At 71.5% G+C, this 16,374-nt stretch carries 14 protein-coding genes; 12 read left to right on the top strand and 2 right to left on the bottom strand.

What is annotated here, in order from left to right:
- The first annotated feature begins 221 nt into the window (after positions 1 to 221).
- Complete coding sequence (locus C4U03_RS01440) at positions 222 to 1,592, top strand: FAD-binding oxidoreductase (RefSeq protein WP_103935757.1); 1,371 nt, start codon at positions 222 to 224, stop codon at positions 1,590 to 1,592.
- 89 nt (positions 1,593 to 1,681) lie between these two features.
- Here the strand turns inward: C4U03_RS01440 and dnaE are convergent, their stop codons facing one another.
- Together dnaE and C4U03_RS01430 are read right to left on the bottom strand one after the other, a co-directional pair.
- Positions 1,682 to 5,215, bottom strand: a complete 3,534-nt coding sequence (dnaE, locus tag C4U03_RS01435) for a DNA polymerase III subunit alpha (protein ID WP_103935756.1) — start codon at positions 5,213 to 5,215, stop codon at positions 1,682 to 1,684.
- 315 nt (positions 5,216 to 5,530) lie between these two features.
- Positions 5,531 to 5,737 carry a hypothetical protein gene (locus C4U03_RS01430; RefSeq protein WP_103935755.1) on the bottom strand — a complete coding sequence of 69 codons (207 nt, stop codon included), beginning with the start codon at positions 5,735 to 5,737 and terminating at the stop codon, positions 5,531 to 5,533.
- A 101-nt stretch (positions 5,738 to 5,838) separates the two neighbouring features.
- Here C4U03_RS01430 and C4U03_RS01425 point away from each other — a divergent pair, with 101 nt between their 5' ends.
- From C4U03_RS01425 to C4U03_RS01375, 11 genes are all read left to right on the top strand, one after another.
- Complete coding sequence (locus tag C4U03_RS01425) at positions 5,839 to 6,696, top strand: phosphotransferase family protein (RefSeq protein ID WP_200826956.1); 858 nt, start codon at positions 5,839 to 5,841, stop codon at positions 6,694 to 6,696.
- A gap of 341 nt (positions 6,697 to 7,037) precedes the next feature.
- Positions 7,038 to 7,280, top strand: a complete 243-nt coding sequence (locus C4U03_RS01420) for a ribbon-helix-helix domain-containing protein (RefSeq protein ID WP_103935754.1) — start codon at positions 7,038 to 7,040, stop codon at positions 7,278 to 7,280.
- On the top strand, positions 7,277 to 7,582 hold the full coding sequence (locus C4U03_RS01415; protein ID WP_103935753.1) for a hypothetical protein: 306 nt from the start codon (positions 7,277 to 7,279) through the stop codon (positions 7,580 to 7,582). The genes C4U03_RS01420 and C4U03_RS01415 overlap by 4 nt, the downstream gene beginning before the upstream one ends.
- A 244-nt stretch (positions 7,583 to 7,826) precedes the next feature.
- Complete coding sequence (locus C4U03_RS01410; protein WP_327372261.1) at positions 7,827 to 8,447, top strand: helix-turn-helix domain-containing protein; 621 nt, start codon at positions 7,827 to 7,829, stop codon at positions 8,445 to 8,447.
- A gap of 39 nt (positions 8,448 to 8,486) precedes the next feature.
- Positions 8,487 to 9,599, top strand: coding sequence for an ABC transporter substrate-binding protein (locus tag C4U03_RS01405; protein WP_103935751.1), 1,113 nt, complete (start codon positions 8,487 to 8,489; stop codon positions 9,597 to 9,599).
- A 13-nt stretch (positions 9,600 to 9,612) separates the two neighbouring features.
- On the top strand, positions 9,613 to 10,512 hold the full coding sequence (locus C4U03_RS01400) for an ABC transporter permease (RefSeq protein WP_103935750.1): 900 nt from the start codon (positions 9,613 to 9,615) through the stop codon (positions 10,510 to 10,512).
- The gene (locus C4U03_RS01395) at positions 10,509 to 11,306 is read left to right on the top strand and encodes an ABC transporter permease (RefSeq protein WP_200826955.1); all 798 of its coding nucleotides are present in this window, start codon (positions 10,509 to 10,511) and stop codon (positions 11,304 to 11,306) included. The genes C4U03_RS01400 and C4U03_RS01395 overlap by 4 nt, the downstream gene beginning before the upstream one ends.
- The gene (locus C4U03_RS01390) at positions 11,296 to 12,447 is read left to right on the top strand and encodes an ABC transporter ATP-binding protein (RefSeq protein WP_103935749.1); all 1,152 of its coding nucleotides are present in this window, start codon (positions 11,296 to 11,298) and stop codon (positions 12,445 to 12,447) included. Before C4U03_RS01395 ends, C4U03_RS01390 begins: the two co-directional genes overlap by 11 nt.
- Positions 12,448 to 12,706: 259 nt before the next feature.
- The gene (locus C4U03_RS01385) at positions 12,707 to 14,131 is read left to right on the top strand and encodes an NAD(P)/FAD-dependent oxidoreductase (protein WP_103935748.1); all 1,425 of its coding nucleotides are present in this window, start codon (positions 12,707 to 12,709) and stop codon (positions 14,129 to 14,131) included.
- A gap of 22 nt (positions 14,132 to 14,153) precedes the next feature.
- The gene (locus C4U03_RS01380; RefSeq protein WP_103935747.1) at positions 14,154 to 14,522 is read left to right on the top strand and encodes a cupin domain-containing protein; all 369 of its coding nucleotides are present in this window, start codon (positions 14,154 to 14,156) and stop codon (positions 14,520 to 14,522) included.
- On the top strand, positions 14,519 to 16,195 hold the full coding sequence (locus tag C4U03_RS01375; RefSeq protein ID WP_103935746.1) for an amidohydrolase: 1,677 nt from the start codon (positions 14,519 to 14,521) through the stop codon (positions 16,193 to 16,195). The genes C4U03_RS01380 and C4U03_RS01375 overlap by 4 nt, the downstream gene beginning before the upstream one ends.
- The last annotated feature ends 179 nt before the right edge of the window (positions 16,196 to 16,374 follow it).

The raw sequence follows: 16,374 nt of genomic DNA, 5'->3' as shown, positions 1-16,374 counted from the left end.
CGGACAGCGCGACAGCGAGGAGGCCCTGTGGCCTCACCTGCACATCCGGCCATCGAGGCCGCGGACCTGGTGAAGGTCTGCGACAGCACCCGCGCGCCGCCCGCCGCCCGCCGCCCGACGCCCGGCCGCGGGCGGCGCGCGGCGGGCGGGCGTCGGGCCCGGGGTGCCGGCGGTGCTGGACCAGGCGACTGTTCAACCGCAAGTGACAAGGAGGGTCACAGGTGCGTGAAAGTGTTGTCCCCGCGGTCCGGGAACTGCGGGACGCCGGGCTCCGGGTGCTGCTGCCCGGCGACAATGGCTACGACACCGCCCGGCAGCCGTGGCGGCGTCTGGTGGAGCACCGCCCGGCGCTGATCGCCGAGGCGGCCGGGTCGCGGGAGGTGCAGGCGGTGGTCCGCGCGGCGGGCGCGCACGGCCTGCCGATCACCGTACAGTCCACCGGGCACGGGGCGGTGCGGGCCTGTGACGGCGGGCTGCTGCTGCGGACCTCGGCGATGAACGGCGTCCGGGTCGACCCCGCGCGCCGCACCGTCCGGGTGGGCGCGGGGGCCGTGTGGGGGGATGTCGTCACCGCCGCCGCGCCGTTCGGGCTGGCCCCGCTGTCGGGTAGTTCGCCCACGGTGGGCGTGGTGGGCTACACGCTCGGTGGCGGCACCGGCTGGATGTCGCGCAGGCACGGTTACGCCGCCGACGGGGTGCTGGGCGCCGAGGTGGTGACCGCCGACGGGGAGATGCTCACCGTCCGCGGCGACGAGCATCCCGATCTGCTGTGGGCGATGCGCGGCGGAGGCGGCGGGTTCGCGCTGGTGACGGCACTGGAGCTGCCGCTGTATCCGGTTGGGCCCATCTACGCCGGGATGGCCGTGTTCGGCTTCGACCGGGCCGCGCAAGTGCTGGCGCGCTACCGCGAGTGGGCGCCGGAGGAGCCGGACGAGTCCAACACCGCGATCACGATGATGCGGATGCCGCCGTCCCCCGAACTGCCCGAGCCGCTGCGGGGCCGGCGCGTCCTGGCCCTGCGGGTGTTCTACCTGGGGGAGGCCGACGACGCCGAACGCATGCTGGCGCCGCTGCGCGAGGCCGCCGGAGCGCCCCTGGTGGACGGGCTGCGTCCGATCGCCTACGCCGACACCTCGACGCTGCTGAGGCCGCCGCCCCCGCCGTCGGCCATCGAGGAACGTCTGGAACTGCTCGACGACCTACCGGGCGACGCCGTCGACGCGATGATCGGGGTGGTCGAGGACGGCGGGCCGGTCGCGGCGGTTGACGTGCGGCACTGGGGCGGGGCGATGGCCCGGCCGCCCGAGGGCGCCGGGCCGGCCGGTCACCGCGACGTCCCGTTCTCTGCCATGTTCGGCGCGGAGGCTGAACGCCCCGAGCAGGTGGACGCCGTCCGGTCGGCCGTACGGGACGCTGCCGCGCGGATCGGTCCCTACACCACCGGCGGCACGTTCCTGAACTTCCTGACCGACCCGGACCGGACCGCGGCGGCCTTCACCCCGCAGGACTACCGGCGGCTGGCCGAGGTCAAGAAGCGGTACGACCCCGCCAACCTCTTCGCCGGCAACCACGTCGTTCTCCCGGAGAGCTGACGGGGACCGTACGGTCCGTCACGATCGCCTCGCCGGGCGGGAACGGACGACGATCCCGCGACCGCCCGGCGGCCGCGGGATCGCGCCGCTCACAGCAGGCAGGACGGGCCGAGCAGTTGCTTGAGGTCGCCCATCAGGGCGGGCGAGGGGGCCACCCGCAGCTTGTCGTCGAGGCGGACGACCGTGGTGCGCGGGCCGTTCTGCAGGTGCAGGTGCACCTCGTTGGAGCCGGGATGGGTGGTGAGGACCTCCTTGAGCCGTTCCACGACCGGCGGGGTGCAGCGCCCGATCGGCATGCTGACCGCCAGCGGCGCGCCCGACTCACTGACCGTCAGGTCCGGCTGGGTCACCTCCATCGCGATGATCTTGGCGACGTCCTCGCGCTTGTCCAGCCGGCCCTTGACCACCAGGATCGCATCCTCGGCCAGCAGCGTGGAGCACAGCTGGTAGGAGGAGGGGAAGCACATCACCTCGATGGAGCCGCCGAGGTCCTCCAGCTGGAACATCGCCCACGAGTTGCCCTGCTTGGTGACCTTGCGCTGCAGGCCCGACAGCAGCCCGGCCACCGTGACGACCTGCCCGTCGGGCCGATCGCCGTCGGCGGTCAGCGTGGCGATCGAGGCGTCGGCCTCCTTGGCCAGGATGTGCTCCACGCCCAGCAGCGGATGGTCGGAGACGTACAGGCCGAGCATCTCCCGCTCGAAGGCCAGCAGCGTGGTCTTGTCCCACTCCTCACCCTCGGGGATGGCGACCGTGAACGCAGCGGAGTCCTCGCCCTCGTCGAAGGCGCCGAACAGCGAGTCCTGCCCGATCGCCTCCTTGCGCTTGATGTCGATCACCGAGTCGATGGCCTGCTCGTGCACCACCAGCAGCGACTTGCGCCGGTGCCCGAGGCTGTCGAACGCCCCGGCCTTGATCAGCGACTCCACCACCCGCTTGTTGCACACGGCCGGCGGCACCTTGTTGAGGAAGTCGTTGAAGTCAGTGAAGGCGCCCTTGTCGCGGCGGGCGGCGATGATGCCGTCCACCACGTTGTCGCCCACGTTGCGGATGGCCGACAGGCCGAAGCGGACCTCGGTGTCACCCTTGGGGGTGAAGTCGGCGTCGGACTCGTTGACGTCCGGCGGCAGCACGGTGATCCGCATCCGCCGGCACTCGTTGAGGTAGAGGGCGCTCTTGTCCTTGTCGTCCTTGACGCTGGTCAGCAGCGCGGCCATGTACTCGGCCGGGTAGTTGGCCTTCAGGTAGGCCGTCCAGTACGACACCAGCCCGTATCCGGCGGTGTGGGCCTTGTTGAAGGCGTAGTCGGAGAACGGCAGCAGGATGTCCCACAGCGCCTTGATCGCGGCGTCGGAGTAGCCGTTGTCCTTCATGCCCTTCTCGAAGAACTCGAACTGGCGGTCCAGCTCGGCCTTCTTCTTCTTGCCCATCGCGCGGCGCAGCAGGTCGGCGCCGCCGAGGGTGTACCCGGCCACCTTCTGCGCGATGGCCATGACCTGCTCCTGGTAGACGATCAGGCCGTAGGTGGTGTCGAGGATCTCCTTGAGCGGCTCCTCCAGCTCCGGGTGGATCGGGGTGATCTCCTGCTGGCCGTTCTTGCGCAGCGCGTAGTTGGTGTGGGAGTTGGCGCCCATCGGGCCGGGCCGGTACAGCGCCAGGACGGCGGAGATGTCCTCGAAGTTGTCCGGCTTCATCAGCCGCAGCAGCGACCGCATGGGCCCGCCGTCCAGCTGGAACACCCCCAGGGTGTCGCCGCGGGCCAGCAGCTCGAACGTCGGCTTGTCGTCGAGGTCGAGCTTGAGCAGGTCGATGTCGATGCCCTTGTTGGCCTTGATGGCCTTCAGGGCGTCGTCCATGATCGTCAGGTTGCGCAGGCCCAGGAAGTCCATCTTCAGCAGGCCGAGCGTCTCGCAGGTCGGGTAGTCGAACTGCGTGATGATCGCCCCGTCGCTGTCGCGGCGCATGATCGGGATGTGGTCGGTCAGCGGCTCCGCGGACATGATCACGCCGGCCGCGTGCACGCCGGTCTGCCGGATCAGCCCCTCCAGGCCCTGCGCCAGGTCCAGCACCTGCTTGACGTCGGTCTCCTCCTCGTACAGCTTGCGCAGCTCGCCCGCCTCGCCGTACCGGGGGTGCTTGTCGTCGAAGATGCCCGACAGCGGGATCTCCTTGCCCATCACCGCCGGGGGGAACGCCTTGCTGATGCGGTCGCCGAGGGCGTAGGGGAATCCCAGCACCCGCCCGGCGTCCTTGACGGCGGCCTTGGCCTTGATGGTGCCGAACGTGGCGATCATGGCGACCTTGTCGGCGCCCCACCGCTCGGTGACGTAGCGGATCACATCGCCGCGCCGGCGCTCGTCGAAGTCGATGTCGACGTCCGGCATGGACACGCGCTCGGGGTTGAGGAACCGCTCGAAGATCAGCCCATGCGGGATCGGGTCCAGGTCGGTGATGCCCATCGCGTAGGCGGCCAGCGACCCGGCCGCCGAGCCACGGCCCGGCCCCACCGCGATGCCGTTCTTCTTGGCCCACATGATGAAGTCGGCGACCACCAGGAAGTACCCGGGGAAGCCCATCTGGGTGATGATGTCGATCTCGTACTCGACCTGCGTGCGGTGCTCGTCGTCGTAACCGTCGGGGAAACGCCAGTCCATGCCCCGCATGACCTCCTTGCGGAACCAGGACGCCTCGGTCTCGCCCTCGGGCACCGGGAAGCGCGGCATCAGGTTGCGCTGCTCGAAGAACCCGGACGGGTCGACCCGCTCGGCGATCAGCAGGGTGTTGCGGCAGCCCTCGGCCCACGCGTCGGAGGTGTCGATGGCGCGCATCTCGTCGGCGGTCTTGATGTAGTAGCCGGACCCGTCGAAGCGGAACCGGTCCGGGTCGGCCAGCTGCTTGCCGACCTGCACGCACAGCAGCGCGTCGTGCGCGGCGGCCTCGGACTCGTGGGTGTAGTGGGAGTCGTTGGTCACCACCGGCGGGATGCCGAGCCGCCGGCCGATCTCCAGCAGCCCGTCGCGGACCCGGCGCTCGATCTCCAGCCCGTGGTCCATCAACTCCAGGAAGTAGTTGTCCTTGCCGAAGATGTCCTGGAAGGTGGCCGCCGCCTTGAGCGCCTCGTCGAACTGCCCCAGCCGCAGCCGGGTCTGCACCTTGCCGGACGGGCAGCCGGTGGTGGCCATCACGCCCTCGGCGTGCTCGGCCAGCAACTCCTCGTCCATGCGGGCGTACTTGAAGACGAAGCCCTCCATGTAGGCCCGGCTCGACAGCTTGAACAGGTTGTGCAGCCCGGTCTTGTCGCGCGCCCACAGCGTCTTGTGGTTGATCAGGCCGCCGCCGGACACGTCGTCACGCTTCTGGGACGGCTCGCCCCACTGGACCTTCTTCTTGTGGAAGCGCGACTCGGGCGCTGCGTAGGCCTCGATCCCGATGATCGGGGTCACGCCCACGTCCTTGGCGTGCTTCCAGAAGTCGTAGGCGCCGTGCATGTTGCCGTGGTCGGTCATCGCGATCGCCGGCATCTTCTGCCGTTCGACCTCGGCGAACATCTGCTTGAGCCGGGCGGCGCCGTCCAGCATGGAGTACTCGGTGTGTACGTGGAGATGTACGAACGAGTCGGCCATGCCCGCTGCGCCTCCTAGTGCATGCGACCGCGCACGTGCCGCGGGACACGTGTCGCCATTACCGGACCGGGGGAAAGATCGCCGCCCCGGTGATCGCCACCGGAACGGCGCGGCGCCTGCGAGCCTAACGCGCCCCGCCGACACCCGCCGCCCGACACTCCGGACACCCCGTCCGCCCGATCGATCCCGTCACCGCGGGCGTCCATCCGCATCACCCCGCGCGGCGGACGCCTCCGTACCACAATCTCACACCGGCCGGTCACCGAGGGGGCCATCACCGTCCTGATCAGGGCTTTCTTCGGGGCCGAACCGCCCTCAGCGCAGGTCGCCGAGGCGGCCGTAGCGCCTGCCGCAGGCCCGACAGAACCAGATCGGGTTGTCGTCGTCGACCACGCAGCCGCCGATCACGATCTCGCCACGGCGCTCGGCCTCGAAGGCCACCGCCATGTTCGCCGGGTAGCCGTACATGATCGGGATCGGCTGCTCGCCACAGTGCGGGCAGGCGGGCCGCTGGGACGTCATCGGGAGGTCCTCCGTCGTTCCGGGGCGGGGGGCGACGGTCATCCCGTCCGACGTGCCGGTGGGTCCGTGAGTTCGGGGCGCTCAGGCGCTAGGGTGCCGGTGTGGACGACGAGATCCGTGCGCTGTTGGCCCGGCACCTGCCCGGACGGCCGGTGCGGTCCGTCGTCAGGCTGGGCGAGGGGTACGACAACGTCGCCTATGAGGTCGACGGCGAGTTGGTCGTCCGGTTCAGCAAGGAGGACGACCCCGAGGAGCGCAGCGCGGCGATCCGGCGCGACGCCGACCTGCTGACGGCGGTGGCCGCGCTGTCGCCCCTGCCGGTCCCCGAGCCGGTCTTCGCCGATCCCGAGGCGGGCGTCCTGGGCTACGTCAAGGTGCCCGGCGCTCCCCTGCACGAGAACCCGGTGGCCGAGCCCGCACGGCTGGCGCCCGCCCTCGGCGGGTTCCTCGGCGCCCTGCACCAGGTCCCGCTGGAGCGGATGGACGGCCTGGTGGAGCCGGACACCGCTCCGTTCACCGAGTGGCTGGCGGAGGCCGAGGACGACTACCGGGCGGGCGCCGGGCGCATCCCGGCGGCGGCCCGCGCCGCGATCGAGGACTTCCTCGGCAGCGCACCTCCGCCCGAGCCCCGGGACCTGGTGTTCTGCCACAACGACCTGGGGGCCGAGCACATCCTGGTGGACGTGCGGGCGGGCGCGGTCACCGGGATCATCGACTGGACGGACGCCGCCGTCACCGACCCCGTCCACGATCTGGGACTGCTGTACCGGGACCTGGGCCCGGAAGTCTTCGAGCTGGTCGTGGCCCGGTACGACGGTGGCCTCGACGAGGCCGGCCGGGAGCGGGCCCTCTTCTACGCCCGCTGCGGCGTTCTCGGGGACATCGCCTACGGGGTGCGCACCGGCAGGCGCCCCTACCTGGACAACGCCCTGGCGAACCTCGGCCACACCTTCGCCTGATCCTCCCGCCTGACCTTCCCGCCTCTGAGCTTCCCGCCTGATCCTCCCGCCGGAGCGGTCTCCGGCGGCCGGTCCGGCATTCCGCACACCGGCACGGTTACTCGGCCTGCACTTTTGGGAACGTCCCAAACCCCTGGATAGACCCACAAACCCCGACAACCGGGTCTGCCGAGCCCCGCCCGCCGGCACCGCGCCGCGCCGCGCCCGGCGCCCTCCCCACCCGACCACCGCACGTCCGTGACGGACATAACCCACCGTGTCGCGATGTTCCCGGCGTGATTTCACGACACACCGGTACACACGGGTGATACACACGGAGCGTGTGTATTAATGTTGTGGACATGGCGACTGAGCGGATCAACGTGTCACTGCCCGAGACCCAGCTGCGGATGCTGGACGCGCACGTCAAGCGGGTGGGCGTCTCCAGGTCGCTGTTCATCGGCGAGTCGGTGCGCAAGGCGCTGCTGCACGACGCGCTGACCCAGCTCGGCGGGGCCGGCGTGCTCGGTGACGAGGACTGGCTGAACACCATCGAGACCGACCGCGACCCGGACTTCTGGGGCGCCGCCGCGGGTGCCGCGTGAAGCGCGGCCAGGTGTGGCGACTGCAGACCGTTAATCGCGAGCGGACGGGCATCGTCGTGCTGGACGACGTCTTCGTCCCCCATCTGCGCGGCATCCAGGTGGTGCCGATCAAGGACCCCGGTGAGGTCCCCGAGACGGTGCTGAGCGTCCGCATCGACACCCCCGTGACGGGCATCGCGGCGGTCTACGACGTGGGCCCGTTCTCCCCCAAGCGCTTCATCGAGCACATCGGCGACGTCGAGCAGCCCGTGCTCGACCACATGGAGATCGCCCTGCGACTGCTGTTCGGCATCCGCGACTGACGTTCGTTCCGCCGCCGTCATCGAATCCGTCTCCTGCGAGCCGGCCGGGTCCACCCGGCCGGCTCTTTCGCGTGCGCGGACCGGCGCGTGAACCGGCGTGGTGCGTGAACCGGCGTACGGATCGGCGGGCGGTCCGGGCGCGTAGACAGGAGCGGGGGTTTATCAATTCGTGACTTGGCAGGCCCTTGCCGCTGTGTTGACCGTCACTCTACGTTTGCCTTCACACAAGTGAACACTTTGTTCAGTGCAAGAGGCGGAGCGTTCAGTGGCATCTCACGGATCATCGGATGACCCGGCACCGGATCTCACCCCTCTGGGAGCGCGGATCCGGGAGTACCGGCAGATGCGCAAGATGCCGCTGCGGGAGCTCGCCGAGCGGGCCGGGGCCAGCCCCAGCTTCGTCAGCCAGCTCGAACGCGGCCGTACCAGCGCCAGCATCGGGATGCTGCGCCGGATCGCCGGGGCGCTCGGGCTGACCGTCGCCGACCTGTTCACCGAGGAGAACGAGGTCGGGCACCGGGTGCTGCCCCGCGCGCACCGACCGGAGCTGCCGACCGGACCGGGGGCCCGCAAGTACCTGGTGTCCCAGCGGCCGCTGCGCAACGTCGAGGTCTACGTCGGCGAGTTCGATCCGGGGGCGTCCACCGGCGACGAGCCGTACGCCCACGGGGACTCGCAGGAGATCTTCGTGGTCCTCGGCGGGCGGGTGACGCTGTGGCTGGGCGACCAGGACGAGGCCCGCTCCTACGAGCTGGCCGCCGGCGACAGCATCGAGTACCGCACCTCGGTCCCGCACCGGGTGGCCAACGCCGCCGAGGAGCCGGCCGAGGTCATGTGGATCATCGCTCCGCCCACCCCCGACTAGCACCCGACCCCGCACACCTCACAGAAAGGGGGGCGAAAGATGAACAAGTCCCACGTGCTCCGGCTCGCCGCCGCGGCGGCCGCCGTGACGATGGCCGCGGCCTGCGGCGGCGGCTCCGGCTCCGGTGCCGACGTCGATCTCGGCACCGGTCCCGCCAAGGCCGGCTCGGTCAAGAAGGACGCGCTCAAGGGCGTGAACCTGACCTTTGTGTCCTACGGCGGCGTCTACCAGAGCGGCCAGGAGAAAGCCGCCGTCGAGCCGTTCGCCGCCGAGTCCGGCGCCCGGGTGCTCTCGGACGGCCCGACCGACTACGCCAAGATCAAGGCGCAGGTGGACTCCGGCAACGTCACCTGGGACGTGGTCGACACCGACGCGATCTGGGGCGAGTCCCAGTGCGGCAAGCTGCTGGCGCCGCTGGACTACTCGATCATCGACAAGTCGAACGTCCCCGAGGGCCTGGCCGGCGAGTGCACGGTCCCGGCCATGCAGTACGGCATGGTGCTGGCCTACAACAAGGACAAGTACGGGGCCAACCCGCCGCAGGGCTGGGCCGACTTCTTCGACACCGCCAAGTTCCCGGGCAAGCGCGCCATCCCCGGCATCGCCAACGACGCCGCGCCCGGCCCCTACGAGGCGGCGCTGGTCGCCGACGGGGTGGCGCCGGACCAGCTGTTCCCGCTGGATGTGGAACGTGCCAACAAGAAGCTCACCTCAATCCGGCCCAACCTGGTGTTCTGGAAGACCGGCGCCGAGTCCCAGCAGCTGCTGGAGTCCGGCGAGGCCGACATGGTGATGCTGTGGAGCGGCCGGGCCTACGACGCCATCAAGAACGGTGCCAAGTACGAGGTTCAGTGGAACCAGTTCATGCCGATCATGGACGTGCTGGCCGTGCCCAAGGGCGCCCGCAACCCCAAGGCCGCGATGGCGCTGATCAACTACTACCTGGGGGCGCAGCAGCAGGCCAAGCTGACCGAGCTGACCTCCTACTCCCCGATCCACACCGGCGCGCAGCCCACGCTGGACCCGCTGGGCACGGCGTTCCTGACCACCTCACCGGAACGTTCCAAGCAGGCGCTCAAGATCGACGCCAAGTGGTGGGCCGCCAACCAGCACGCGCTGATCGAGAAGTGGTCTGCCTGGCTGGGCGGCTGACGGGAGTCCGCTGATGGCCGTCCTCGACGAAGCCCCGGGCGCCGCCCGTCCCACCGCGGGACCGGCGGCCCCGGGCCGGGCGCCCCGCGAGCGCGGCGCCGCCCGCCCCGCGGTGCTGCTGCTGCCCGCGCTGGTACTGGTGCTGGTGTTCTTCGCCTACCCGCTGGCCACGATGCTGTGGCGGGCCTTCACCGAGCCGGAGACCGGATGGGGCAACTTCACCTGGTTCTTCACCACCCAGGCCAACATCGACGTGCTGGTGCGCACCTTCACCACGGCCCTGTGGGTCACGGTGATCGCCCTGCTGCTGTCGTACCCCTACGCCTACCTGATGACCGTCGCCGGCCCCCGCGGCCGGGCCGCGCTGACCCTGCTGGTGCTGGTGCCGTTCTGGACGTCGCTAATGGTGCGCACGTTCGCGTGGATGGTGATCCTGCAGGACACCGGCGTGCTCAACCGGACCCTCGACCTGGTCGGCCTCGGGCCGGTCCACCTGATCCGCACCCAGGCCGGGGTGATCGTCGGCATGGTGCAACTGCTCATGCCGTTCATGGTGCTGCCGCTGTACGCGGTGATGAGCGGGATCGACCGGCGCTACGTGCAGGCCGCCCGCAGCCTCGGCGCCCGCCCGCTGACCGCGTTCGCCGGGATCTACCTGCCGCTGTCGCTGCCCGGGATCGCCGCCGGCTCGCTGATGGTGTTCGTGTCGGCGCTGGGCTTCTACATCACCCCGGCGCTGCTGGGCTCCCCGGACGACGCGCTGATCTCCCAGCAGATCTTCACCCAGGTCAACGGCCTGCTGCAGTGGGGCCGCGGCGGCGCGATGGGCGTGGTGCTGCTCGGCATGACGCTGGCCCTGCTGGTGCTGGTGGCGCTGGTCACCCGGCGCGCCGGAAGGAAGGTGTCGCTGTGAACAACGGTTCCCGGGCCGCCCGCGCGGCGCTGTGGGCCTTCTGCGCCCTGGTGGGGCTGTGGCTGGTGGCACCGGTGCTGGTCGTGGTACCGCTGTCGTTCACCGACAAGCCGTCGCTGGTCTTCCCGCCGACCGGCTGGTCCACCCGCTGGTACGCCAACTTCTTCGGCGACCCGCGGTGGACCGACGCGTTCGTCAACTCGATCAAGGTCGGGCTGCTGGTCACGCTGACCGCCACCGTGCTGGGCACGCTGGCGGCGCTGGGGCTGACCCGCGCCCGGCTGCGCGGGCTGCCGATCGCGCAGGGCACCCTGCTCAGCCCGATGATCGTGCCGGGCGTGGTGTTCGCCATCGGCACCTATGCGCTGTTTCTGAAACTGCAGCTGGTCGGCACCCTGTTCGGGTTCGTGGTGGCGCACACCGTGCTGGCGCTGCCGTTCGTGATGATCCCGGTGACGGCGTCCCTGGCCGGGTTCGACCGGCGGCTGGAGCAGGCCGCCGCCGGGCTCGGCGCCGGGCGCTGGACCGCCTTCCGCACCGTCACGCTGCCGCTGGTGGCGCCGGGCGTGGTCTCCGGGGCGCTGTTCGCGTTCGTGACCAGCTTCGACGAGGTCGTGGTCTCACTGTTCATCCAGAGCCCCTACCTGCAGACCCTGCCGGTGCAGATGTACGGCAGCGTGACCCGCGACACCGACCCCACCATCGCCGCGGCCGCCACGATGATCATCACGCTGACCACGGCGATCGTGCTGGCCGCCACCCTGCTGACCGCGAGGAGGAGCCGTGCCCGCTAGCCGCGGCCTTGCACAGACCCCCGACACCGAGCGCGCCGGGCGGGCCGGGCGCGGCGCCGAGATCGCGCTGGACCGGCTGACCAAACGGTACGGCGACTTCGTCGCCGTGGACGAGGTGTCGCTGACCATCGAGCCGGGCGAGTTCATGACGCTGCTCGGCCCGTCCGGGTCGGGCAAGACCACCACGCTGAACGCCATCGCCGGGTTCGTCACCCCGACCAGCGGATCGCTGCGGATGGACGGCACCGCGATCGAGTCGGCGCCGCCGCACAAGCGCGACATCGGCATGGTGTTCCAGCACTACGCCCTGTTCCCGCACATGACCGTGGCCGAGAACATCGCCTACCCGCTCAGGCGGCGCAAGATCGCCAAGGACCGGCGGCGGGAGCTGGTCGCCGCCGCGCTGGAGACCGTCCGGCTGGGCGAGTACGGCCACCGCTACCCCCGGGAGCTGTCCGGCGGCCAGCAGCAGCGCGTCGCGGTGGCCCGCGCCATCGTCTACGGCCCCCGGGTGCTGCTGATGGACGAGCCGCTGGGCGCGCTGGACAAGAAGCTGCGCGACTGGCTGCAGCTGGAGATCAAGCGCATCCACGCCGAGCTGGGCACCACGTTCGTCTACGTCACCCACGACCAGGACGAGGCGCTGGTGCTGTCGGACCGCATCGCGGTGTTCAACAACGGCCGGATCGAGCAGGTCGGCAGCGCCCACGCGCTGTACGAGCGGCCCGAGACCCTGTTCGTCGCCAAGTTCCTCGGCGAGTCGACCGTGCTGCGCGGCGCCGCCGAGGCGGGCGCCGGGCGCTCGGCGCTGGGCAAGGCGGGACGGACGCTGACCGCCGCCGGGGAGCTGACCGGCGCGGCCGCGATCGTGATCCGCCCCGAGCGGCTGGTGGTCGTCGGCGCCGGCGAGCGGGCCGAACCCGGCTGGAACGCGCTGCCGGCCACCGTGCTGCAGGAGATCTACCTGGGCTCGTCGCGCAAGCTGGAACTGCGGCTGCCCGACGGCGACACCGCGCTGGTGCGCGAGGCCGCCGGACGGCTCAGCGCGGCCCGTCCCGGCGACGAGGTGACCCTGACCTGGCGGGTGGAGGACGCGGTGCTCCTGCCCGACGACCCCGATGTGGAAACAGTCCTGACTTGACTTCCTCCCTCGCTGAAACTGAAGGATTCCAGCCCTCACAGGCCGGATCTTCCTGCTTCACTGGCGACAGCCCCCGGGACGAACCCAAGCCGGGGTCTTACACGGCCTCCACAGGCTTCACATCCCGCCAGCCCGGCGGTAGACCCGACGGCTCGGCTCTCGCCACCAGGTGCGACCGATCGCACACCGATCCGTGCGGCATCGCGCCGCATTTCCTCCTCCACCTGAAGGTGAAGGTCTCCACGCTTCAGGAGTTCTCATGAGCGAAAACGACTTCCCCCGCACCCCCGCGTTCGCCAACGGCGGCGTGTCCTTCTGGTACCGCCAGGCCGGCCTGCCCGAGGGCCGCCCGGCGCTGCCCGGGCCGCGCGAGTACGACGTGTGCATCGTCGGCGGCGGCTACACCGGCCTGTGGACGGCCTACTACCTGAAGAAGGCCAGGCCGGACCTGCGCATCGCGATCCTGGAGCGGGAGTTCGCCGGGTTCGGCGCCTCCGGCCGCAACGGTGGCTGGCTGTCGGCCGAGATCGCCGGCTCCAAGCGGCGCTACGCCCAGCGGCTGGGCCGCGAGTCGGTGGTGGCCTTCCAGCAGGCCATGATGGCCGCGATCGACGAGGTCATCGGCGTCTGCGACCGTGAGGGCATCGACGCCGACATCGTCAAGGGCGGCATCACCCATGTCGCCACCAACCCCGCGCAGCGCCGCCGCCTGCACGCCGCGCTCAAGGAGGACCGCGGCTGGGGCTGGGGCGAGGAGGACCTGTACCTGCTCTCCCGCGACGAGCGCGAGGAGCGGCTGCGTGTGGCCGGAACGCTGGAGGCCGCCCACACCCCGCACTGCGCGCGCATCCAGCCCGCCAAGCTCGCCCAGGGCCTGGCGGGGGCGGTGGAGCGGCTCGGCGTGGACATCTTCGAGTCCACCACCGTGACCGAGATCCGGCCCCGCCGCGGCGGCGCGCCCGCCACCGCGGTCACCGACCGCGGCGAGGTCACCGCCGAGTACGTGATCCGCGCCACCGAGGGCTTCACCGCCGGGATCGCCGGGCAGCGCCGCCAGTGGCTGCCGATGAACAGCTCCATGATCGTCACCGAGCCGCTGGGCGAGGACGTGTGGAAGCACATCGGCTGGCACGGCCGTGAACTGCTGGGCGACACCGCGCACGCCTACATCTACGCCCAGCGCACCGCCGACGACCGGATCGCCATCGGCGGCCGGGGCGTGCCGTACCGGTTCGGCTCGCGCTGGGACGACCGGGGCACCACCCATCCGCAGACGGCCGCCGCGCTGCAGCGGATGATCACCAGGCTGTTCCCGGCCGCCGCCGACGCCCGGATCGACCACGCCTGGTGCGGGGTGCTCGGGGTGCCGCGCGACTGGTGCTCGGTGGTGGACCTGGACCGCTCCACCGGGCTGGGCAAGGCCGGCGGCTATGTCGGCAGCGGCGTGACCACCACCAACCTGGCCGGCCGTACCCTGGCTGACCTAGTGCTCGGCGAAGACAGCGAGCTGACCCAGCTGCCGTGGGTGGGCCGCCAGGTCCGCCAGTGGGAACCCGAGCCGCTGCGCTGGATGGGCGTCCAGCTGATCTACGCCCTGTACCGCACCGCCGACCGGCGGGAGAACGACCGGCTGACCGGCACGTCCGGCTACGCCCGGCTGGCCGACCTGATCTCCGGCCGCTGACATGTCCGAGGGGAGTACGACCATGACGACCGCACCGGGCACCGTCCCGGCCCTCCGCCACCTGGCCGGGGCGACCGCCGCCGCGCTGCCCGCGGCCGAGCCCAAGCCGACCAGCCTGACCGGCCAGCGGGAGACGACGCTGGAGATCTGGGCGGACGGCCCGGCCTCGGCGGGCGTGTGGGAGTGTGGGCCGGGCACGTTCACCGCCGTCCGCGACGGTTACCACGAGGTCTGCCAGATCTTGTCCGGCAGCGCCACCCTGACCGGCGAGGACGGCGCCCGGGTGGAGCTGTCGCCCGGCTCGGCGGTCGTGCTGCCGGACGGCTGGCACGGCACCTGGCAGGTCCACGAGACCATGCGCAAGACCTACGTGATCGTGCCGGCGCGATGAGCGGCGCACCGGATCTGCTGTTCCTCGGCGGGCGGGTGTTCACCGCCGATCCCGCCCGCCCGTACGCGCAGGCCGTCGCCGTCCGCGACGGCCGCATCAGCGCGGTCGGCACGCAGGCGGAACTGGCCCGCACCCGGGGCCCGCGCACCGAGATCGTCGACCTGGCGGGCGGCCTGCTGCTGCCCGGCTTCATCGACGCGCACATCCACCCGGTGCAGGGCGGCATGGAACGGGCCCGCTGCAACCTGGCCGAGCTCACCGGCCTGGACGCCTACCTGGAACGGATCGCCCGGTACGCCGCCGACCACCCGGACCGTCCCTGGGTGGAGGGCGGCGGCTGGTCGATGTCGGCGTTCCCCGGCGGCATGCCCCGCCGGGACCTGCTGGACCGAGTCTGCCCGGACCGCCCGGTCTACCTGATCAACAGCGACCACCACGGTGCCTGGGTCAACACCCGGGCGCTGGAGCTGGCCGGGATCGACGCCGCCACCCCCGACCCGGCGGACGGGCGCATCGAGCGGGATGCCGACGGCCGCCCGACCGGGCTGCTGCACGAGGGCGCGATGGAGCTGGCCGGGCGGCTGCTGCCGCGCGCCGAGCCCGCCGAGTACGCCGCCGCGCTGCTGGACGCACAGCGGTACCTGTTCTCCTTCGGCATCACCGGCTGGCAGGACGCCATCGTCGGCCCGTACGCCGGCTACGACGACCAGCTGGGGATCTACCTGGACGCGGCGCGTTCCGGCGCCCTCAGGGCACGCGTGGTCGGCGCGCTGTGGTGGGACCGCGCGCGGGGCGCCGAGCAGATCGAGGACCTGCTGGCCCGCCGCGCCCTGGCCGCCGCCGAGGGCGGGGACCGGTTCCGGGCGGGCTCGGTCAAGATCATGCAGGACGGCATCGCGGAGAACTTCACCGCCGGGATGCTCGACCCCTACCTGGACGCCGGCGGCTGCCCGTGCGGCGGGCGCGGCCTGTCGCACGTGGACCCGGCGCTGCTGCGCGAGCACGTCGCCGAGCTGGACCGGCTCGGCTTCCAGGTGCACTTCCACGCGATCGGCGACCGCGCCGTCCGCGAGGCCCTGGACTCGCTGGCCGCGGCCCGCGCCGCCAACGGGGCGGGCGACCTGCGGCACCACATCGCGCATCTGCAGGTCCTGCACCCCGACGACGTGCCGCGCTTCGCCGAGCTGGGGGTGACCGCCAACCTGCAGGCGCTGTGGGCCACCCACCACCAGCAGATGGACGAGCTGACCACCCCGTTCCTGGGGGCCGAGCGCAACGCCCGGCAGTACCCGTTCGGCGACCTGCTGCGCACCGGGGCGCGGCTGTGCATGGGCAGCGACTGGCCGGTGACCAGCCCGAACCCACTGGCGGCGATCCACGTGGCGGTGCACCGCACCGAGCCGTCGGACGAGGCGCGCGCCGCCTGGCCCACCGCGGCCACGCCGTTCCTGCCGCACCAGCGGATCGCGCTGGCCGAGGCCCTGCACGCCTACACGGCGGGCTCGGCCCGGATCAACCACGCCGACCAGGAGACCGGCACGCTCGCCCCCGGCATGCGCGCCGACCTGGCCGTCCTGGACCGCGACCCGTTCGCCCTCGACCCGGAGGACATCTGGACCACCGAGGTCAAGATGACCTTCGTCGACGGGGAGGCCGTCTACGAACGCCGCTGACCCGGATCGCCGGTGCCCCGGGGCCTGCCGGTGGGGCGTCCGCTCGACCAGGGCAAGCGGACGGCCCTCCGCGGGCGCCCGGGGCCTGCGCTCCGCCTGATCCGGCCGCCCTCGGGTCGGGCGCGCCGTGACACGGCGTTTCCCGGGCGCCCGCCGTCCTACTCACATGTCTCGTCAGA

Origin of the sequence: Thermomonospora echinospora (assembly GCF_900108175.1) — a bacterium.
Lineage (GTDB): Bacteria > Actinomycetota > Actinomycetes > Streptosporangiales > Streptosporangiaceae > Thermomonospora > Thermomonospora echinospora.
The sequence above is the reverse complement of the archived record's forward strand: the minus strand, read 5'-3'. Positions and strand labels throughout refer to the sequence as shown.

Excerpts from the sequence above, each read along its gene's own strand:
- C4U03_RS01405 (WP_103935751.1), top strand. The coding sequence starts at position 8,487 with ATGAACAAGTCCCACGTGCTCCGGCTCGCCGCCGCGGCGGCCGCCGTG.
- C4U03_RS01430 (WP_103935755.1), bottom strand. The coding sequence starts at position 5,737 with ATGACGTCCCAGCGGCCCGCCTGCCCGCACTGTGGCGAGCAGCCGATC.
- dnaE (WP_103935756.1), bottom strand. The coding sequence starts at position 5,215 with ATGGCCGACTCGTTCGTACATCTCCACGTACACACCGAGTACTCCATG.
- C4U03_RS01375 (WP_103935746.1), top strand. The coding sequence starts at position 14,519 with ATGAGCGGCGCACCGGATCTGCTGTTCCTCGGCGGGCGGGTGTTCACC.
- C4U03_RS01420 (WP_103935754.1), top strand. The coding sequence starts at position 7,038 with ATGGCGACTGAGCGGATCAACGTGTCACTGCCCGAGACCCAGCTGCGG.
- C4U03_RS01385 (WP_103935748.1), top strand. The coding sequence starts at position 12,707 with ATGAGCGAAAACGACTTCCCCCGCACCCCCGCGTTCGCCAACGGCGGC.
- C4U03_RS01380 (WP_103935747.1), top strand. The coding sequence starts at position 14,154 with ATGACGACCGCACCGGGCACCGTCCCGGCCCTCCGCCACCTGGCCGGG.
- C4U03_RS01400 (WP_103935750.1), top strand. The coding sequence starts at position 9,613 with ATGGCCGTCCTCGACGAAGCCCCGGGCGCCGCCCGTCCCACCGCGGGA.